This window comes from Bacillus sp. SSR7 (assembly GCF_055902415.1).
On the sequence record NZ_JBVVXV010000001.1, the window covers coordinates 729,281 to 750,418 of the forward strand.

Annotated in this window: 21 protein-coding genes; 5 read left to right on the forward strand and 16 right to left on the reverse strand. The window is 34.2% G+C overall.

The window, feature by feature from the left end; all coding sequences use genetic code 11:
• Positions 1–84: 84 nt before the first annotated feature.
• On the forward strand, positions 85–741 hold the full coding sequence (gene trhA, locus AC0NJG_RS03630) for a PAQR family membrane homeostasis protein TrhA (protein WP_000136894.1): 657 nt from the start codon (positions 85–87) through the stop codon (positions 739–741).
• A 41-nt stretch (positions 742–782) separates the two neighbouring features.
• On the opposite strand, the gene AC0NJG_RS03635 is transcribed toward trhA, so the two are convergent.
• The 6 genes from AC0NJG_RS03635 to AC0NJG_RS03660 form a co-directional block, all read right to left on the reverse strand.
• Positions 783–1,502 carry a lysophospholipid acyltransferase family protein gene (locus AC0NJG_RS03635; RefSeq protein ID WP_087952402.1) on the reverse strand — a complete coding sequence of 240 codons (720 nt, stop codon included), beginning with the start codon at positions 1,500–1,502 and terminating at the stop codon, positions 783–785.
• 110 nt (positions 1,503–1,612) lie between these two features.
• Positions 1,613–2,248, reverse strand: a complete 636-nt coding sequence (locus AC0NJG_RS03640) for an FMN-dependent NADH-azoreductase (protein WP_000170016.1) — start codon at positions 2,246–2,248, stop codon at positions 1,613–1,615.
• A 362-nt stretch (positions 2,249–2,610) separates the two neighbouring features.
• Positions 2,611–4,596 (reverse strand): penicillin-binding protein 3, encoded by a 1,986-nt coding sequence (pbpC, locus tag AC0NJG_RS03645; RefSeq protein ID WP_087952401.1) that lies wholly within the window; start codon positions 4,594–4,596, stop codon positions 2,611–2,613.
• Positions 4,597–4,751: 155 nt separating this feature from the next.
• Positions 4,752–5,240, reverse strand: a complete 489-nt coding sequence (locus AC0NJG_RS03650) for a dihydrofolate reductase (protein ID WP_014893782.1) — start codon at positions 5,238–5,240, stop codon at positions 4,752–4,754.
• Between the two features lie 19 nt (positions 5,241–5,259).
• Positions 5,260–6,216, reverse strand: a complete 957-nt coding sequence (locus AC0NJG_RS03655; protein ID WP_000679600.1) for a thymidylate synthase — start codon at positions 6,214–6,216, stop codon at positions 5,260–5,262.
• Positions 6,217–6,322: 106 nt separating this feature from the next.
• Positions 6,323–8,905 carry a family 78 glycoside hydrolase catalytic domain gene (locus AC0NJG_RS03660; RefSeq protein WP_474062851.1) on the reverse strand — a complete coding sequence of 861 codons (2,583 nt, stop codon included), beginning with the start codon at positions 8,903–8,905 and terminating at the stop codon, positions 6,323–6,325.
• 184 nt (positions 8,906–9,089) lie between these two features.
• Between AC0NJG_RS03660 and AC0NJG_RS03665 the strand changes: the two genes are divergently transcribed.
• Both AC0NJG_RS03665 and AC0NJG_RS03670 read left to right on the forward strand, forming a co-directional pair.
• Positions 9,090–10,547, forward strand: a complete 1,458-nt coding sequence (locus AC0NJG_RS03665) for a serine hydrolase (RefSeq protein WP_474062852.1) — start codon at positions 9,090–9,092, stop codon at positions 10,545–10,547.
• A gap of 128 nt (positions 10,548–10,675) precedes the next feature.
• Complete coding sequence (locus tag AC0NJG_RS03670; RefSeq protein ID WP_474062853.1) at positions 10,676–11,965, forward strand: S41 family peptidase; 1,290 nt, start codon at positions 10,676–10,678, stop codon at positions 11,963–11,965.
• 21 nt (positions 11,966–11,986) lie between these two features.
• Here AC0NJG_RS03670 and AC0NJG_RS03675 read toward each other — a convergent pair whose 3' ends face one another.
• The 6 genes from AC0NJG_RS03675 to AC0NJG_RS03700 all read right to left on the reverse strand — a co-directional run bounded on the left by AC0NJG_RS03675 (position 11,987) and on the right by AC0NJG_RS03700 (position 16,849).
• Positions 11,987–12,934 carry an aminoglycoside phosphotransferase family protein gene (locus tag AC0NJG_RS03675; protein WP_087994844.1) on the reverse strand — a complete coding sequence of 316 codons (948 nt, stop codon included), beginning with the start codon at positions 12,932–12,934 and terminating at the stop codon, positions 11,987–11,989.
• A gap of 11 nt (positions 12,935–12,945) precedes the next feature.
• Complete coding sequence (locus AC0NJG_RS03680; RefSeq protein WP_474062854.1) at positions 12,946–13,332, reverse strand: VOC family protein; 387 nt, start codon at positions 13,330–13,332, stop codon at positions 12,946–12,948.
• Position 13,333: 1 nt separating this feature from the next.
• Positions 13,334–13,969, reverse strand: a complete 636-nt coding sequence (locus AC0NJG_RS03685) for an HAD family hydrolase (protein ID WP_087952396.1) — start codon at positions 13,967–13,969, stop codon at positions 13,334–13,336.
• Between the two features lie 104 nt (positions 13,970–14,073).
• Complete coding sequence (locus AC0NJG_RS03690; RefSeq protein WP_001134413.1) at positions 14,074–14,661, reverse strand: YpjP family protein; 588 nt, start codon at positions 14,659–14,661, stop codon at positions 14,074–14,076.
• Positions 14,662–14,946: 285 nt separating this feature from the next.
• The gene (locus tag AC0NJG_RS03695) at positions 14,947–16,146 is read right to left on the reverse strand and encodes an ABC transporter permease (protein ID WP_474062855.1); all 1,200 of its coding nucleotides are present in this window, start codon (positions 16,144–16,146) and stop codon (positions 14,947–14,949) included.
• Positions 16,139–16,849 (reverse strand): ABC transporter ATP-binding protein, encoded by a 711-nt coding sequence (locus AC0NJG_RS03700; RefSeq protein WP_087952394.1) that lies wholly within the window; start codon positions 16,847–16,849, stop codon positions 16,139–16,141. Before AC0NJG_RS03700 ends, AC0NJG_RS03695 begins: the two co-directional genes overlap by 8 nt.
• 153 nt (positions 16,850–17,002) lie before the next feature.
• Here AC0NJG_RS03700 and AC0NJG_RS03705 point away from each other — a divergent pair, with 153 nt between their 5' ends.
• Entirely contained in the window at positions 17,003–17,434 is a 432-nt protein-coding gene (locus AC0NJG_RS03705) for a GNAT family N-acetyltransferase (protein WP_071717057.1), read from the forward strand.
• Positions 17,435–17,463: 29 nt separating this feature from the next.
• Entirely contained in the window at positions 17,464–17,991 is a 528-nt protein-coding gene (locus AC0NJG_RS03710; RefSeq protein ID WP_474062856.1) for an HAD-IIIA family hydrolase, read from the forward strand.
• Between the two features lie 56 nt (positions 17,992–18,047).
• On the opposite strand, the gene AC0NJG_RS03715 is transcribed toward AC0NJG_RS03710, so the two are convergent.
• The 4 genes from AC0NJG_RS03715 to eutG form a co-directional block, all read right to left on the reverse strand.
• On the reverse strand, positions 18,048–18,488 hold the full coding sequence (locus AC0NJG_RS03715) for a GNAT family N-acetyltransferase (RefSeq protein WP_087952392.1): 441 nt from the start codon (positions 18,486–18,488) through the stop codon (positions 18,048–18,050).
• On the reverse strand, positions 18,485–18,958 hold the full coding sequence (locus AC0NJG_RS03720) for an SAM-dependent methyltransferase (RefSeq protein ID WP_087952391.1): 474 nt from the start codon (positions 18,956–18,958) through the stop codon (positions 18,485–18,487). The genes AC0NJG_RS03715 and AC0NJG_RS03720 overlap by 4 nt, the downstream gene beginning before the upstream one ends.
• Positions 18,959–19,045: 87 nt before the next feature.
• Positions 19,046–19,744 (reverse strand): aspartate/glutamate racemase family protein, encoded by a 699-nt coding sequence (locus AC0NJG_RS03725; RefSeq protein WP_474062857.1) that lies wholly within the window; start codon positions 19,742–19,744, stop codon positions 19,046–19,048.
• A gap of 148 nt (positions 19,745–19,892) precedes the next feature.
• The gene (eutG, locus tag AC0NJG_RS03730; protein WP_016717364.1) at positions 19,893–21,095 is read right to left on the reverse strand and encodes an alcohol dehydrogenase EutG; all 1,203 of its coding nucleotides are present in this window, start codon (positions 21,093–21,095) and stop codon (positions 19,893–19,895) included.
• Positions 21,096–21,138 lie beyond the last annotated feature (43 nt).

Consider the following 21,138-nt stretch of genomic DNA (forward strand, 5'->3'; position numbering starts at 1 on the left):
CAAATTTCATTTTCTATTGCCCTTGTGTATGATATGGTAAGGGAAAAGACATATTATTTTATGATAGTAGAAAGGATTACCATTATGACTGAAAAAATGACACGAATGACACAATTTGTGAAAGAAGAAATTGCAAATGCAATTACACATGGTATCGGTGCCATTTTAAGCATCCCTGCCTTAATCATATTGATTATTCATGCCTCTAAACATGGTACCGCATCTGCTGTTGTTGCATTTACGGTTTACGGTGTAAGCATGTTCTTACTGTACTTGTTTTCGACATTGTTACATAGCATTCACCATCCAAAAGTAGAAAAATTATTTACTATACTAGATCACTCAGCCATTTATTTATTAATCGCTGGCACATATACTCCTTTTTTACTTATTACGCTTCGTGGACCATTAGGTTGGACGTTACTCGCAATTATATGGACACTAGCAATCGGGGGTATCATCTTCAAAATTTTCTTTGTACGTCGCTTTATTAAGGCATCGACGCTATGTTATATCATAATGGGATGGCTCATAATCGTTGCTATTAAACCACTTTATGAAAATCTAACTGGACATGGTTTTTCACTACTTTTAGCAGGTGGAATTTTATATTCTGTAGGAGCTATATTCTTCCTTTGGGAAAAGTTACCTTTCAACCATGCCATTTGGCATCTTTTCGTATTAGGTGGTAGTGCGATGATGTTCTTCTGCGTACTCTTTTACGTCTTACCTACGGCATAATAAAAAAGGTTTCAGCTTAATGTAAGCTGAAACCTTTTTTATTACTTATGTAATTGTGATGCGATAACATCCTGTGTATACTTCGTTAACTCTTTAATATCCATAGTCGCATACTCTTCAGGTGTAATCGGCTTAGAAATTGTTACTGTTGCACGAGCTCGCTTCATACGGTTTCCATTCGCTTCAAACATTTTATATGTCCCATCTAATGTTACAGGTAAGATTGCTACACTAGATTTTACAGCAAGATGAAAACTCCCAGCCTTAAACTCTCCAATTTCGCCACCCTTACTTCTCGTTCCTTCAGGGAAAATTACGATAGAATGCCCATTCTTCAATAGTTCAATTCCATCTTTAATCGCTTGAAGTGATTGGCGACGATCACTACGATCCATAAATACACAATTCATAAGTTCCATCCAAGTTGGTACAACTGGGAACTTTTTAATCTCTGCCTTTGAAACGAAGCCAATTGGTTTATTTAAATAACCTAGTAAAACAGGGATATCCATATTACTCTGGTGATTACTTACAACTAGTACCGGCTTGTCTTTCGGAACATTTTCAAGTCCTTTAACTTCTACTGTTCCCCCAGCTACACGTACCATTTTCTTACCAAACCAATTTGTCGTTTTGTACACAGCACTATCTTTTTCTAGTGGCGACATCGTATTTACTTGTCTTTTAAGGCGCCACATTCTTGGTGTAATCGCAATTACGATTACAATTAAATAAAAGATTTTAAAAAACGTTTGAATCATACAGAACCCCCACCTATTATCATTCCGACCTTCATTATACTAGACAAACGAAGGAAAAAGAAGAAAAAAAGTCCAAACAACAAGTGTTTGGACTTTTTAACCATTCTATATTAGAAACGTTTTGCTAATTCACGAGCATTAGCAATTGCTGCTTCTTTAATTTCTTGTGCTTTTTCAGGGTTTGCATTCATACCTTCAACTGCAATATATTCAGTTTCATTTACACCAATGAATCCTAATACTGTTTTTAAGTGATTGCGGCCGAAGTCCACAGCTGCGTATGCTCCTTCAGAATAAACGCCACCTGTTGCTTGAATGTGAAGTGCTTTTTTACCTTCTAATAAGCCAACTGGACCATTTTCAGTATACTTGAATGTTTTACCTGCAATTGCTAAGTTATCTAAGTATGCTTTTACTACTGGTGGATAGCTAAAGTTCCACATTGGAGTTACAAATACATAACGATCTGCATGCATAAATGTTTCTAAGTTTGTGTTCATTGCTGCAACTTTTTGTTGTTGAGCTTCAGTTAAAGCTTCAAATCCTTCACCTGCTGCAAATTTACCCCAAGCAGCGAATACATCTGCATCGATTGCTGGTACTGTAGTATTGAATAAATCAATTGTTACAACTTCATCTTGTGGATGTTCGTTTTTATAAGCTTCGATGAAAGCTTCCCCTACTGCCATTCCGAAAGAACCTTCTGCTGAATTTGGATTTGCTGTAATAAATAGTACTTTTGTCATTGTATTCTCTCCCTTTTATACATTTTATCTTTAATTTGAGATTTATAATTTGAAAGTAAATAACTTACCTTATGTAAGTATAATACAAAAAGTTTCGTTCGGTGTCAATAAAAAATAGCTACTTTTTTTTCGTAAGTTAATGATTTGTTTTGTTTCCTTAAAATTCAGTATACAGATATTAAGAATTCTTTCATATAAAGTGAAACTTTAATCAGCCCTCACCAATCGGACTTTTATGGGCAGCCCGCCCCCTACCTAACTTCTTTGCTTTCGCTGAATTTTGAGGTGTGGGTCTTACTGCTCATTAAAGTGGGATAAAAAGGCTAGCTCTACAAATTATAGAGCTAACCTTTTATTACATATTATTTTTGAAATACATGTTTTACTTTTTCAGCTGGAATATTACTTCCGCCTCTACCTTTTACATCTTCAATCATCATAGTAATAACCATATCTGGTGAATTTAAATCAAATGCAGCGAACCAGCCTAGTTCTTTTCCTTCAGCCTCTTTTGATACTTTTAATTCCGCTGTACCTGTTTTTCCAGCAAGAGTCATGCCATCAATTTTAGCAATTTTCCCAGTACCATCTGGATCATTAATTACTTTCGTCATAGCAGTTTTTAATATATCCTGATTGCCTTTTGAAATTACATTCTCTTTCCAAGCTTTTGGTTGCTTATCTGTTTTAATTATATATGGAGAAGGTATGTTTCCTTCATTAACAATTGGTGCGTACGTTAATGCTAGATGGAGTGGCGTCATTAATACTTGTCCTTGTCCATAACCTGTGTCTGCCATTTGAATATCATTTTTAATACCATCATTTGCGATTTTAGAAGCTGGGAACCCATATTCAATTGGTAATTTCTCATCGAATCCGAATTTTTTCGCTTCACTCATAAACTTGTCTTTTCCGATTTTCAAAGCTTCTTGTGCGAAGTAAATATTATCCGAGTATTTCATCGCCTTATCAAAATCAATCGGATTTGCATCTTTTACACGTGTTACATAATAATTACCCCAAGAAGAATCTTTTGTCCATTTTAATCCTTCAATTTTTAACTCTTCTTTTGGATCAATTGTTTTCGTTTCAAGACCGATTGCAGCTGTAATCGGCTTAAATACAGATCCTGGAACTGATAATTGTGTAAATCGATTCGTCATCGGTTTTTTCGGATCATTATTTACCGCATCACGTTGCGCTTTTGACGCCCCTCTTGTAAGGGTATTTGGGTTATAAGCTGGTGTGCTCACAAGTGCAAGTGTTTCTCCAGTCTTTGGATTAATTGCTGCACTTGATCCTACCTCATTTTTCATTTCATTATAAATTTCGCTTTGAACTGCACTGTCAATCGTTAAAGTTACATTTTCTCCATCAACAGCATCTGTTTTTGCTAAATTTTTAATTTCTTTTCCTTGTGCATCTTCTACGAAGACACGGCCACCTTTTTTACCGCGTAGCTTTTCTTCCAGTACTTGCTCTAAACCAGCTTTACCTACCGGATCATCTGCTTGATAACCTTTCTTTTGTAACGTTTTTAAATCTTCAGCATTCACTTTTCCAATATAGCCAGTAAGATGTGCGGCTTCTTCTCCTAATGGATATGAGCGAACATTTACTGGCTTTGTTGCAACACCAGGTAAATCTATGTACGTATTTTGTGTTGCTCCTTCAGGCAATATTCCAATTGGTACAAGGTAATTTGGTTTTACCCATTTAGCTGCTAGTTTTTGATCAATTTCTTCGACAGACATATTTAGTAACTTCGCTACCGTTTCTTTCGTTTGCGGAGCTGCATCCCCTAATTTTTCAGGAATCAATCCGATTTCAGAAGCTTTACCATTTACCGCAAGATATTTACCGTTACGGTCATATATTTCTCCGCGCTTCGGCTCTGTCGTTTGCATACGTACTTTACTATCTTTCGTCATACCTGGGAATATAAAATCAGGAGTCCAATCTATTTTCCAAGATTCTTTATCTCCATCCTTTTCTTTCACCATTTTTGCTTCATGGGCAAAATTGATTTTACCACCAACAGTATCCATGCTTACTTTAAAAGGAACAGGACCTTCATCTTTTTTATCTTCTTTTACTTCTCCTGCTTCCACTTTTAAGTCTTTCACTTCAATGCCAGCATAAATTTTTTCATATTTCTCAGTGAATTCTTTCTTTGAAATATCTTTTTTTGCCTTTTCTGACAATTGATCATACATTTCTGCAAATTTTTGTTTATTCCATGCTTTTGCATATGTATCAAATGCTTCTTGTGGTTTTTCTTCTTTACCACATCCGACTAACATGAATGTTAAGCAAAGAAAAAGAACCCCCCATATCTTTCTCAATCGATTCTCCTCCTCTTTCTATCTTAATACTCTTGAAAATTTTAGCATTTTTACATGCTACCATTCATTATAGCACTATCGAATCTCATCTATAAACCTATATTGATGGATACAAATAAAAAGATTGATGTGAATTTTCACATCAATCTTTTTTACTATTGTTGCTTCTCATATACGTGATAATAGTACGTATACGGATTTTTTTCATCCGTTAAACCTTTTTCAACAAAAATTTCTTTCCAATTTGTCATATCCATTTCTGGGAAGAATGTATCTCCTTCAAATGCATGATGGATTTTTGTTATATATAACTTGTCTACGTAAGGTAAAAAGAGATCATAAATTTGCGCTCCGCCAAAAATAAAGATCTCTTCTTCATTTTTGCATAGCTCAAACACTTCTTCTACAGAATGTGCTACTTCACAGCCTTCAACATGATACCCTTCATTACGAGTTACAATAATATTACGTCTTCCAGGCAGTGGTCTACCAATCGCTTCATAGTTTTTTCTTCCCATAATAAGCGAATGACCCATCGTTGTTTTCTTTACATATTGTAATTCACTCGGTAAACGCCAAGGTAAATTATTATCTTTACCAATTACTCTATTCTCGTCCATTGCGACCATAAATGAAACTATCATCTTTTCATCTCCTCTACAATTATACTGCAACCGGTGCTTTAATTGCTGGGTGTGGATCATATCCTTCAATCGTTAAATCTTCCATTTCAAAATCAAACACAGATTTCACATCTGGATTTAATGTAAGTTTCGGGAACGGACGTGGTTCACGCGCCAATTGCTTTTCTACTTGCTCAAAATGATTCGTATAAATGTGTGCATCTCCAATTGTATGAACAAATTCTCCCACTTCAAGTCCGCATTCATGTGCAATTAAATGTGTTAGTAACGAGTAACTTGCAATGTTAAATGGAATTCCAAGGAATATATCGCCACTTCTTTGATATAGCTGACAAGAAAGTTTACCGTCTGCTACATAAAACTGAAATAACGTATGACAAGGTGGTAATGCCATACTTGGTACATCTTCAGGATTCCAAGCAGATACAATTAGGCGACGTGAATCTGGCGTTTTTTTTATCATTTCAATTACATCTTTTAATTGATCAAGCGTCTCACCAGCTGTCGTTTTCCAAGCACGCCACTGCTTACCGTATACGTCTCCTAAATAACCATATTTATTTGAGAAATCATCATCTTCTAAAACGTTCTTTTTAAACAATTCCATTTGCTCATCGTACTGAACTTTAAATTCCTCATCTTGTTGTGAGCGAAGACCGAAATCAGTCATGTCAGGACCCGTATACTCGTCACTTTCTACCCAACTCTTAAATGCCCATTCATTCCAAATGTTGTTATTATGCTGCAATAAATAACGAATATTTGTATCACCTTTCATAAACCAAAGCAATTCACTTGCTACAAGGCGAAATGGCACCCTCTTTGTCGTTAATAAAGGAAAACCTTTACTTAGATCAAAACGCATTTGATAACCAAATACAGATACAGTGCCTGTCCCTGTACGATCTTCTTTCTTCGTACCATGCTCCATTACATGGCGGCATAAATTTAAGTATTCATTTTCAGCATGTTTCATATGTAGAAAAACCTTCTTTCAATCTTATATAAAATTTATCATAACATGAAAAACAGTGAATTTAATATTCATAATGAATATTAAATTTTTCTATATTAACAGAATTCTACCTCATTATATTTTTACAAAATGTAAATTTATAATCGCCTGATTCTAATTCCTTTTCAATAGTATGCTCTGCTTTCCAATTCATTTCATCTATCCGTAATGTAGCACTCGTATTAGGTGGTATGGAAACATGTAAAAAGGCTTGTTCCTTTTCCACACGCCAATCAATCTTAATTTCTCCATAAGCTGTCTCACGTTTTACTTTAATCCATTCTAAATTCGAGTCAAAATGTGGTTGTACATAAAAATGTTTATATGCAGGTTTTGTTTCATCCACTTCTAATCCAACAATATATCGGTATATCCATTCAACGATAGAACCATATGCGTAATGATTGTACGAATTCATACTATCATTCCAAAGTGTCCCATCCTCTTTCACGCCATCCCAATGTTCCCAAATCGTTGTGGCACCTTGTTTCACTTGGTATAACCATGATGGATAATCTTCATGAAATAGAAGCTTACAAGCAAGGTCATGACGGTGAAACTTGCTTAATATTAAATTTAAATACGGTGTTCCTATAAAACCTGTTGTTAAATGATTTTTATTTGCTTTTAAAAGCTCAATTAATCGATTAAATACTTTCTCCTTCACATTATCTTTCACTAGTTCAAAAAGAAGTACTAATATGTGGGCTGTTTGTGTATTTGAAATTAACCTACCATTTGGTGTAACGAATTCATTTTGAAACGCTTGAACAATATTTCCATGTAGCTCTGCATAAAACTTAGCATCTGTATTTTTACCTAAAATCTCAGCAACCTTTCGTAAAAGCGATGTAGAATACGCATAATAAGCTGTCGCAATAAAATGCTTGTCTGTTCCGCCTTCATATACATCAGGTTTCGTATCTAATGCGAGCCAATCCCCTAAATGATAGCCTGTATCCCATAAATACTCATTTTCACCTTGTGAACGTATGTAATCTATATACTTCTTCATACTGTCATATTGTTCTTTTAAAATCGATACATCTCCGTAATGTAAATAATGAACCCATGGACAAATAATTGCTGCATCGCCCCAACCGCCAGAAGTATCCAGATCAAAATCCGCTCTTTTCCCAAACGCATCTGGAATAACTAACGGCACAGCCCCATTAACATTTTGATCTAATGATAAATCTTGGAGCCATTTTTTAAAGAACAATTGCACATTCATAATTTGCGTAGCTGTCCCAATAAACATTTGTGCATCTCCTGTCCATCCAAGTCGATCATCTCGCTGCGGACAATCTGTTGGCACGTCAAAGAAGTTTCCTCTTTGAGACCATTCTACATTATGATGAAGTTGATTGATTAATGGATTAGACGTTTCAAATTTAGTCAATTTTTCCATATCTGTATGTAATACAATCCCTTCAAAATCTCCTATTTGAGGCGGCTGGGTTACCCCACTTATTTTCACATACCTAAAGCCTTGATAGGTAAAATGAGGTTCAAACATTTCCTCCTCTTCTCCTTTTGCTATATACACTATTTTTTGTTTTGCCTTGCGGAGATTTCCATTATAAAAACTACCGTCTTTATTTAATATTTCAGCATGCTGCAATTCTATCTTTTGTCCAGTATAAACATGACGGACTTTAAACCGAACCCAACCTACCATATTTTGCCCCATATCAATAAGCCATTCATGATTTGGTAGTTTTGAAATAGCGATTGGTTTTATAATTTTCATTTTATGAATCGCTTCATTTTCTTGTGCAACAATTATTTGTTTGGAATGCTCAATTACTTCAACATCTTCTAGCACTTGTTCACTTTCTTCTAGTCTAGAATCATAAACTTCTCCTTCATAAATTTCCGAATACAAAATAGGGCTTGGCGTTACTTTCCATGTTTCATCTGTTACAATTTTTTCTTTCGTTCCATCTTCATATGTTATATGTATTTGAGCAATTACTGCACGTCTTTCCCCATAATAATTACGTACATGATGCATGGTAATCGGCCCTTTATACCAGCCGTTACCTACTAGAATAGAAATATCATTTTGCCCAATCTTTAATACATGTGTTATATCATACGTTTGATACAACACTCTCTTATCATAACTTGTCCATCCTGGGGTAAAATAACAATCTCCAATACGCTCTCCATTTATAGAAGCCTCGTATAATCCTAAACTAGTGATATATAAACGTGCTTTTTTAACTAATTTTTTAATAGAAAAGCTTTTATGAAAAGACATAACTTGCGTGCGTTCTTTTTTCGCAGCAATCCAGTTTCCACTCCAATTAGCTTGCCCTTGTAAGCCAGTCTCCCAAAAAGCTACTTCTGACCAAGACGACTCTTCTTCATGATTATCCCATGCCTTCACTCGGTAAAAATAGCGTGTTTCCCTACTATATGAAAATGAATTGATTGGTATATGTAAACTTTGATCTGTTTCTACTTTTTGCGAATCAAACATTATAATCTCAAAATCTCTATCCTTCGCAACCTGCAATTGATACGCAAGTTGTTTTACATTTCGGTTATTCGACTCGAGTTGCCAACTAATTTTAACAACTTTCGAATCTATACCTATCGGATTATTTTTATTATCACAGCGCAATTTCTTTATTATTAGCACACTTCTTCACCATCTTTTCTAAATCTTAATTTAAATTAATTATAATAAAAACAAAATTCTAAATAAACAATAATTTTATTCATCCTTACAAAATTATTAACTTTCCATATTTATAAAGGTTTTTATTTTCTATTACCGAAAGTATAGTGCGGTAGAACAAAAATTATATTTGGAGGTTAGAAGTATGTCTAAAATTGAAACGCCTGTTATGACTTCTTTACAAACAACGGTTGAAAAAATGATGAAGGATTTAAACGTTCCGGGAGCTGCTGTAGCTATTATAAAAGACGGTGAAGTTATTATTTCAGAAGGATTTGGCTATCGCAATCTAGAGACAAAAGACGCTGTTACACCGAGTACTCGATTTGCAATCGGTTCCTCAACGAAAGCTTTTGGCACACTTTCATTAAGCTTGTTAGCACAGCAAAAAAAGTTTAATTGGGATGCTCCTGTCCAGTCCTATATACCTAACTTCTCTTTATCTGAACTACTTGCTAGCTCACAAGTTACAGGACGAGATTTAGCTTCTCATCGTACTGGGGTAAGTCGTCATGACGCTCTTTGGTACAGCTCTTCCTTATCTCGAAAAGATCTTGTCGAAAAAATAAAACATTTACCGCTTGATGCACCGTTTCGAACTTCATTTCTATATAACAACTTAATGTATGCGACAATTAGTTATATTGTAGAAAACATTACGAATCAAACGTGGGAGCAATACGCTACAGAACATATTTTAGAGCCTTTAAATATGAATCAAACAAACTTCTCTGTTATAGATTCACAAACTACAGATGATTATGCTTTACCTTACATTGAAAATGATGGTGAAATAAAAGAAGTTCCATTCCGTAACATCGATACCGTTGGCGCTGCTGGGTGTATTAATTTTACAATTGAAGATATGGCCAATTGGGTCCTTCTTCACTTAAAACAAGGAAAATTTAGAGAGCATGAATTAATCTCTCCTGAATTATTACAACAAATGTATACACCGCACAATTCCATTCCAGATCAACCAGTTTTATCACTTCCTGAATCTCCATTAAATAGTTACGGCCTTGGTTGGTTTATTAGCGCTTATCGTGGTAATAAGGTGATTCATCATGGTGGTAATATTGATGGATTTTCAGCGCTTGTTTCTTTCATACCAACAGAAAACATCGGCCTTGTCATTTTAACGAATGCTGGAGGCACATTACTTCCTACTTATCTCGCTAATCAAATTTATGACGAACTACTTGAATTAGAATCCATTGATTGGCATAAACGCGCTGTAGAAGATACTGAAAAAATGAAGGAAATGATGAAAGAAGCAACTGAATCCATTCCAGAACAGATGAAAGGGACTACACCTTCTCACAAATTAGAGGATTATACTGGTACTTTCGAACATCCTGCATACGGAACATTACAAGTATACAAGCGTGATGATTCATTATTTGTGCAATTCATGGAAATGGACATTCAATTAACGCATCATCATTACGACATCTTCTCTGCAAAAGTTGACTTATTCCAAATGAAGATGAATCTATTATTTGCATATGAAATGAATGTGAACGGTGAATTCCCATCCCTTCAGTTACATGTACCAGCTATGCTAAGTACTCAGCCGCTTGCATTTAAGAAAATAAAATAAATATTTTAATAGAGGGACGATAACACTTCCCTCTATTTTTCATTACAATCTCCATCCAAATAAAGGATAATACGTAAAGGATACGGAATTCTATTATTTAACTAATTAAATTATCAGGGGGAAAAGCCGTGTATACAGGAATTTTCAAAGAAATTGTTTCAATTACTCATCACGATTATTCAGGTTGTATAGATAAAAAAGGATGGGACGATCCCACTACTTATTTACAGACAATCGAGAAACTAGAGAGACAAGGAGAACTAACACCAGTACAATTCACTGAAATTGTAAATGATTACTTACTAGACTATAAAGACAATCATATGTTTTTCAAAATTATCACTAGCGATCAACCTCTTAACAATGTTGGCTTCCAAGTGAAAAGATACGAAGATCGCTTATATATTACATCTACTTCAGCTGAAAAAAGAGTAAAAAAAGGACAAGCTATCCTTGCATTAGACAATATGAAAATCCCTGATTTATTAATAAAATATAAGAAGTATTTAAATGAGAATTCATATGAACGTGAAAAATGGGGATATGTTTTATCAAAGTTTTCAAATTGTACACTTATAGATGAAAATGGATTGACCCACACAATTACTTTACAAAAGTATAAACAGAGCAAATATACACCTATATATTCATTAGAAAAATATAATAAAGATACTCTCTTAATTACTTTGACGGACTTCGCAAATGCTGAAGCTATCAATACATTATTAGACTCACACAAAGATGAGCTTAATGCTTTTCCGAATTTAATCATAGATGTGCGATTAAATCGTGGCGGGAGTGATGATACATTTTCCAACCTACTTCCTTACTTATTTGAAGACAAAGAGATTTCTCTTTTCGATTCTTCTGATACAATGCAATTAAATCATACAGAACGAAACTTTCATTTACGTATGAAAGACATGAAAATGGAAATGGAAGATTATGATTCTTTAGACGAACTTTCCAAATTATTCACTAATATGTTTATTCAAGATTTAAAAAAGAATTATAAAAAAGGATTCGTTACATTTGATACCTCTGGGTTACCAAAAGAACTTCAATCATTAAAAATACACGGACGAAAATCACCTAGTAGAGTGGTCATATTAACAGATGTTACATGTGGGAGTTCTGGCGATTCTTTTGTGGAAGTTGCAAAAAAATCATTGAAAGTAAAAGTAATAGGTCGTCCTACTGCTGGTGTAAATGATTATTCTAATTTAGCAGTAATGGAATGGGCTGATACATTCGCTCTTTACTACCCTACTTCACGACTTTCCATTATAGATAAAGGCGAAGGAATGTCCGGAATTGGTATACAACCACATATACATATCCCGTGGACTCCAGAACATATACAAGAAGATGTGGATTTAAAATTAGCATTGGAACTACTTCAAAACGAAGAATGGTAAAAAATAAAAGGCAGATGTGATTCACACCTGCCTTTTATTTTTTATATCAATTTTTTCTGGTTGAAACCAAATTGGCTTTAATAGCTCAAAGTCTTTATGATCCTCTAAAACTACAGTAAGACGCTCTAGCATATCATCTAACATATGTGGTGCTGCTCGTAATGTCCAGACAACTGAAGAGAAAACTGTCATGCCAACGTACACTGCATATAATTTCCAGAACTCCTCTGGTATTCTCCCATTAAAGTATCCTTCTATTTGTCCGATTGAATACGGAATACTAATGTCTCTTGCAAATAGTGCTATTTTTACAAAATCATGAAGTGGGTCGCCCCAATCATAACCATTAAAATCAACAACACCTACATACTTCCCATCCCGTACAATTATATTTTCTAAATGAAAATCATCGTGTTGAAATCGATTTGGTCGGTTTTGTAAATACATTTCATTTTCATCGATAAACTTAATGATTTTATCATCATTTTTTATTTTTATTCCGCATGTTTTGTATGCCTCTACATATTTTTGGTGTTTTTTCATTGCTCTTTCATACCATGGAAGTATATCATTAGGAGCTTCATATGTATGCATTTTTGCTAAATCTTTTCCTGCCTCTATACCAATTTCATATTGTTCTTTTGGTAAATATGTAGGCAATAGCTTCTTCGCATCCTCCCCTTCTAAATACGAAAAAATGCCATAGCATAAACCTTCTTCTGCCAACAACCCCATTTCAATTGGTTTTTGCGCTTGCACACTACAGTTTTTCATTTCATTTAAAATTTGAAACTCTATTTTCTTTCTTTCATACTCTTTTATATCGCCCGTCCGCAATAAATATTTTTCATTATTCCCACTTGTAATGATATATTTCTTATCAGGCGAAAAACCTTTAGAAATTTCCTTAATATCCACTGCACCTTTTACTATTTGTATATTATTTTGCCATGCTGTAATTGTCTTCATGTTTATTCCCCTTACATTTCTACATTTGGTGTGTAAGCTACTTCTATAATAAACCCATTCGGATCATAAAAATCAATCGTATAGTACCCTTTCGAATAATGATTCATTTCAATCGGACCACGTATTATCTTTATTTTCGTACTAGAAAGAAACTCTGCTACCTCATCAACTACTTCTCTATGAATAGCTTGGTAACAAATATGTCTAGGACCTAGCGTCCTTATGATTTCCTCGTCTACTTCCTTTAAATATATTTCACTTTCTCCCGTACTATATGATACTTCATTTAACTTTCTCCATCCAATTATGGAAAACAACATATCGTAAAAAGAAATAGACTCCTCTAAATTCGCTACCCAAAATTCCATATGATGAATACCTGCTCGAAGTGTATTCATATTAAGAATACGCCCCTTGTACTACTTGTACAATTTCCATAGGTGTATTGACCATATAATCTGGTGCATCCTTTTTCACTGTTTCAATGACATCATATCCCCAAGATACCCATATTACATCCACCCCTGCCTTTTTACAAGCCGCTACATCTCTCTGTTCATCACCAACGTATAACATATCTTTCTCCGTTATCTTTTTCGATTTTAAAAACCTTTTAATCATTTTATCTTTACCGAACAAATTTTTAGAACAATACACTTCTTGTATATTTTCTATACCATTATTGTGTAAAAATGCCCGAATGTGCTCTTCTGAATTCGATGATATGACTGCAATTCCGTAACCTTTTTTATGTAGTTCATCTAACACTTCCTTCATCCCATGGAACAAAATAAGATCTTTTATGGCAGGTTGATACAATTTATAAAACTCCAGCGCTAATATTGGTAGTTTATACAGCGGTACATCAAGTTGTTTACATCTTTCTGGCATCGTTAATTTACGTAAATACTCAATTTCTTCTTCCCTTACCGTTTTATATCCGTGCTTTTCAGCAAGTTGATTATAAATTGGTACAAATATATTTTGTGAATCTACTAATGTGCCATCAAAGTCAAAAACAATATATTTTTGCATTGTCCTACTCCCTTTACTTCTTTTTCTAAACCTATTTTATTCAACAACATAGTCGTCTTACCCTTCTATAAACAAAAAAAAGAACAAGATTTCTCTCGTTCTTTTTAAGAAAGCCATTTTGGCGGCACATTCGTATTCCAATAAATATTTCCTAACTCATGATGTCCTGAGTACCCATCATCAAAACGGTGATAGTGGAAATTAAAATAATACCCATCTTGCGGTGGATGATCTCTTCTTACGTGGAAACGCAATAAGTCATTTCCTGTTTTCGTATCGTAAACGTGAAAAATCTTTTCATTATTTCCACCAGCTGGTTTTTGAGAAATCGCTAATGATTGTAACGAATCTTCCGGTACATCATTTGCTAGTTCAGCAATTGCCTCTTCAATCTTCGGTAATATTACATCTTTAAACTCATCTTCAATTACTGGACCAATTTTAGTGCCAAACTTTTGCATCGACTGCTTCTCTGCTTCTTGCATTGCATACGTAATAAAAGTATCGGTGGTTAACCTGTCATTCGTTTCTTCATATGTATAGGACGTACTCTCCAAATTTTGTTGCCCAGCTGTGCTCGTGGGCTTGTCCGCAGCTTTGGCATTATCAAGCAATATGGAAGGAGGCGTCACTAAACCAAATGTAAATACGGTAATTAATGCGACTAAGGTTTTTCTAAACCAATTTGGCATGTATGTTTCCTCCCCTTTCACTCATTATATTTTATATAACGGTTGTTTCCTCTATTATACAAAATGATTGTAATTTTTGCACTTTACAAATTTGTTAACGTTCACATATTTTTCACTTGAATATGAAATTGTAAGATTTCATACAATAAAAATACAATAATAATGAGGAGGAGATTCGATGACTTTAGATGTCATGTATTCCGCCGCAAGCATACTCGTTTTAGTATATTTTATTTATCAATGTGTTACCGATTAGAAAAAAGAGCCAATTTTCGGCTCTTTTTTCTATGGTAAGAATACTATCCAACCAATCCATACTATGAAAATAATCCCGGCAATTACAGCTGGTAATAAATAAAAATGCGAAAGGATAACCAATCCATATAAAAGGATTACTGGAAGTAATAAATATCGATTTACCTTCCATCTTAACAATAGTAATTTTCCTTCATCACAATATAAATGAAGAAACATTTTTTTCGTAAATTCATTCCAATAGTCGCGCGCATAACGGGAAATTGCAAATAAAGCAAAGGCAAGAATGATAGCGGCAATCCATTTCGGACTCATAATAATACTGACAGTGCTTATACATACAATTTGAATATAAAATATTCGTGCACTACTTGTACGGAAAAATTCTTTTAAAAAGGATTCAACAATACGAGCATCCTTTTTCTTTCCTAAAAACTTTTTAGAACGCGGAAATATCCACGCCTTTTTATTCGAACTACTCGGTTTAGCCGCATGACCACCAACTTGCATAATCCCGCTCGTCCAGCGCATACTTTCTTCTTTTTCTTTCTCAACTTCTTTAAAAAAGGAATTTTTATAATTCAGTTTTTCTTTTATCAATACGATAATTAGAAAAACTGTTAAACCGATACATAGTATAGAGTAAAATGGATCTTTATAAATAAAAAATAGGCTTATTCCAAAAAATGATAGACTTATAGAAAATATTACATTTTTGATAACCCATAGTAACCATCGTTTCCCCACACGCACATGAATAAATCTCGTTAATAACGACAACAGAAATCGAAATAACGTAAAGAATAGCCAAAATAATACGACTTGTATCTTCGTCACTCCAATACTTTTCATCAACACTGGTAACATCGCAACAACAATTACTACATTCGTTATTGCTATTCGAATAAACGTATATGTCATGCCATACTGGATTAATTTTTGCATGTGAGCGGGATACGAAATTAAAAATAAACTATCCGCTTGCTCAAAAAATGAGCGAACTCCTCTTGTATATGTAATCACATAAAATGCGAGTAGACCTAATCCGAAATAAACCGTTTCTCCCATCGATAATTCTTCCATCCATAGTGAACGATAATAAATCCCCATAAATATAAATGCTGGAATAATAATGTATAGCGCAACTGTCCAATCCGTTATAGAACGTATGGACTTCCATTTGCGCCCTAGTTCATAACGCAATCTTTTATAAAATTGTTGTTTAATCATGTTGTTCACGCCTTACAATTACATCAAAACAGTCTAATAATGAACTATCCGGCATTTCCGCTAACGCTTGGATAGATTCTAAATGCCCATCTGCGACTAATGTTCCTTGCGAAATGAGTAAAAATCTCTCACAAATTTTTTCAGCAGTATCTAATACATGCGTACAAAGTAAAATTCCTGCCCCGCGTTCTTTTTCTTTAAATAAATAACTTAAAAATTCTTTCGTAGCTACTGGATCTAAACCGATAAAAGGTTCATCAATGATATAAAAATCTGGTTCAGTTAAAAACGCCAAAATGAGCATCGATTTTTGTTTCATCCCTTTTGAAAACTTTGATAAATACTCATGTTTATGCTTATCCATTCGAAACATATGTAATAACTCTTCCGCTTTCCGTTCCCAGCTCCCTACTTCGTTCCCTCGAGCAGCCATTAATAATTCAATATGTTCCCAAAGCGTCAAATAATCATAATAAGTTGGATGTTCGGGCACGTATGCATACGGATTTTTCTTTTCACCAAATGATATTTCACCATTCACATTTACAAGTAACCCGAGCATCGTTTTAATCGTTGTACTTTTCCCGGCACCATTTGCGCCAATAAGAGCAACTAATTCGCCTTGCTCAATCGAAAAGGCAATATCCTGAATTGTTTTTTCACCTATTTCATATCCAGCAGAACGGATATTTACTTCTAACATACATTCCCCTTCTTTCCATTTCCAATACAAACTAGGAAAAGAATAACATATAACTATCTATATATCATTATAAAATATTTATTTTCATAGCAGGAATAAATATTTTTTAACAGAATACTTAATGTTTGATTACATTTAATTGGAGTGGATAATATGTCTTTTCAAATTCGTGAAGCTACGATAGACGATATAGATGCGCTTTGCTCTTTGACGAAAGAATTAAAAGGTTCCTCTATTTCCTATGAAGATATGAACAACCGGTTGCAATTCGTACAAATGAGCCCTTTTGATTTTTTATATGTTTATGAGGAAGAAGAAACTATATGTGGATTACTTGGGTTTCGTATACGTGAAAATTTAGAAGACGTAACTCGGTACGGGGAAATTTCAATTATTAGCGTTGATTCTACAATACGACGGAAAGGCATTGGGCAAGTATTAATGGATTACGCAGAGCAATTAGCAAAGAAGCATAATTGCATTGGCACATGGCTAGTTAGTGGAACAAAAAGAGTAGAAGCTCATCCTTTTTACAAAAAATTAGGATATGAAGTGAATGGATATCGATTTGTAAAACATTTTTAAACTACTTGTTAATAGAAAGGACTATAACTATGACAACTATTAAAGCAATTTTCATTGATCGTGACGGTACAATTGGTGGCGATACTACCATACATTACCCAGGATCATTTACATTATTTGCTTTTACAAAAGCATCACTGCAAAAATTAAAAGCTAATCATATAAAAATTTTCTCTTTCACAAATCAACCAGGTATCGCGGATGGGATAGCGACCATAGCCGATTTCTCACAAGAATTAAAAGGCTTCGGTTTTGATGATATTTACGTATGTCCTCATAAACACGGTGATGGTTGCGAATGTCGTAAACCAAATACAGGCATGCTGCTACAAGCAGCCGAAAAACACGGGCTTAATTTAACACAATGTGCTGTAATTGGTGATCGCTGGACTGATATCGTTGCAGGAGCAAAAGTGAATGCGACAACGATTTTAGTACGAACAGGCGCTGGATACGACGCTTTACATACGTACCGAGACAAGTGGGCACATATTGAACCAAACTACATTGCAGAAAACTTTGAAGATGCGACAAATTGGCTTTTAAGTCAACTATAATGCAAATTAAAAGAGGCGCCTTCAAAATGAAAGCGCCTCTTTTAATCTAATATTATTTAAAACGTTAATTCATAATGGAAATAACGATTATCTCTCAAATATCCATTTTCAGCATATAATCGCTGTGCTGATAAATTATCAATCTCTGTTTGTAATTTTACACCTTTTGCACCATTTTCTAAGGCGAATCCTTTCGCAGCTTCTAATAATTTTTTCCCTGTTCCTGCCCCGCGCTTAGTAGCTTGTACAAATAAATCATTTAAAATCCATAATTCCTTCATCGAAATAGAAGAAAATGATGGATATAATTGTGTAAATCCAATATATTCGCCGTCTTCAACTGCCACGAAAATAACGGATTCCTTTCTCTCGATTCGATTTCGTAAAAATACTTTTGCTCCTTCTAAATCGGAATCTTGTCTATAAAACATACGATAGTTATTAAAAACTGATGCTAGTCCATCTAAATCTGCAATTGTTGCCTCATATATTCTCATTTTACTCCATTCCCCTTCCAATACTGTTTCATTATATCCGTTGCCCATTTAGGCTGTACAATTTCTTCTTTCGGCATAAACTCTTTCATTATTGGCTTTATATCCAATATAGGGGTGCCATCAATAGCATCTAACCCCTGAACAATAATTGATTTACCTTCTCTTTTCATTACCTTCACAATTGTTGCTCCTATGCGATTCGGACGATTTTTCCCGCGCTGTGCAAAAATGCCTACTTTAGGATAATCATTATTATTTCTAGGGTGTCTAGCAACATATTGAATTTGTTCATCAGTTACTTTATGAAAATAAAAAACTACTTCAATATGAGAAAAATCTTCAATCCCTTGTATACTTTCCTCTGTATACATTTCAGTTAAAGTAATATAGGATCTTACTTCTCCCCACTCATCATCTTTTATTTCCTTTCTTTCATTATGTACAAATGCGATTGGTTGAACTGAAAACATACGCATTCCCCCTTCAATGTAACCACTTACATTATAAAATATTTTCTGAATGTTTTCCACACACACGAATTAGGTTACATAATATAATTATAATCTATTTTGTAAAGCGAAATGAACTGCCTCAACTGCATGTATATGAGTTGTATCGAATATCGGAATGTATACGTCTTCCTGCTTAACTAATAAACCTATTTCTGTACAACCTAATATGATTCCTTGTGCCCCTTCTTGTACTAGATCTTCTATAACTTTTTTATAATACTCTCTAGATTGAGATGTTATCTTTCCTAAACATAGTTCTGTATATATTACTTTATTTATCTTTTCTCTATCCTTTTTTGATGGAATCATTACATTTATATGATTTTCTTCTATGCGTAACCTATAGAAATCTTGCTCCATTGTATATTTTGTTCCAAGTAAACCAACAGTTTGAATACCTTTTCTTTTAATTTCTTTCGCAGTTGCATCTGCGATATGTAAGACTGGAATATGAATATTCTCCTTTATTTTCTCAACTACTTTATGCATTGTATTTGTACAAATAATTATAAAATCTACCCCTGCACTCTGTAACGAATATGCTGCATTCCCTAATACCTCTCCTGCTCCATTCCAATCTCCGTTAGACTGGAATCGTTCAATCTCTTCAAAGTCCACACTATTGATTATACATTTTGCTGAATGTAACCCTCCTAATCTCTTTTTTATTTCTTCATTTATGATTCGATAATATTCAGTAGTTGATTCCCAACTCATACCACCAATTAATCCTATTGTTTTCATAACTACTACACCTACCTCACACTATTTTTATAACCTGATTCAAACATTTTATTATGTATATTATACATAATAAAACAAGACTTTACGTTCAAAATATAAAGTCTTGTTTTAACTATTTCCAAGGAAATTTTATAAGAATATTCTGAAATTAAAACTCTAATGTTTTTATAGAATCTTCATATCGATAATGAAAACATTCTCGATACAACTGTTTAATTTCATCATAGGATGGTACTCGTGGATTATTTGCTGGACTTCCACTTTCAATTGCATCTGATGCCATTTTAGAAATAGCTTTTTCAAATTCAACCTCACCAATTCCGTATTCTTTTAAATTTGGAATACGAAGATCAAAGCAAAGTTTTTTTATTTCCCCGAGCGTGTAATCGGCTACTTCTTCATCACAATAGGAATACATATCTTTATTTAAACAGCGTCCAATTTCTGCTAGTCTTTTTACTGCACTCACTTTTGTATACTCTAAAACTGTAGGTAATAGTATTGCATTTGATATACCATGTGGTACATGAAATAACGCTCCTACTGGTCTTGACATTCCATGAACTAATGTAACAGATGCGTTTGAAAATGCAATTCCAGCTTGTAAGGAAGCAATCATCATCGCTTCTCTTGCCTCCATATTCTCTCCATCTTCATATGCAATACGTAAATATTTCATAATACTTTCAATAGCGGAAAGAGCGAGTACATCTGTAAGTGATTGTGAAACTTTAGAAATATATGCTTCGACTGCATGACATAATGCATCTATCCCTGTTGCTGCTGTAATATGAGGTGGTACAGAACGTGTTAAAATCGGATCAATAATCGCTACTTGCGGGGTAAAACTCGGATGTTTCATCATCATTTTTACATCTGTTCGTTTATTCGTAATTACTGCTACACTTGTTACTTCTGACCCAGTACCCGAAGTTGTTGGAATTGCAATGAGCGGTAGCGGATCATTGTCTATTTCCATATCCTTTTGGACATAATCTTCTACTTCTCCGCCATTTGTATATAACACCGCAACTGCTTTTGCTGCATCAATACAACTTCCACCACCAAGACCGATAATAAAATCACACTTTTCCTCTTTACAAATAGTTAACGCCTCTAACACGTGTATATTTGTAGGCTCAGCATTTACTTTATTATATGTAATAACGGTAATACCTTTTGTATTTAATTGTTGTATACAACTCTCAACATATCCTAAATTCTCCATAATTGTATCAGTTACTATAAAAGCTCTTTTTCCAAACTTCTTGGATTGTTCCCCCAGTTTTTCAAGCGAATTTCTTCCATATAATACAGACTTCGGCATACGAAATTCAGCAACTTCTTGCAAGTACTCCACCTCTTCTTTCCCTAATTAATATTTTCGTCTATAA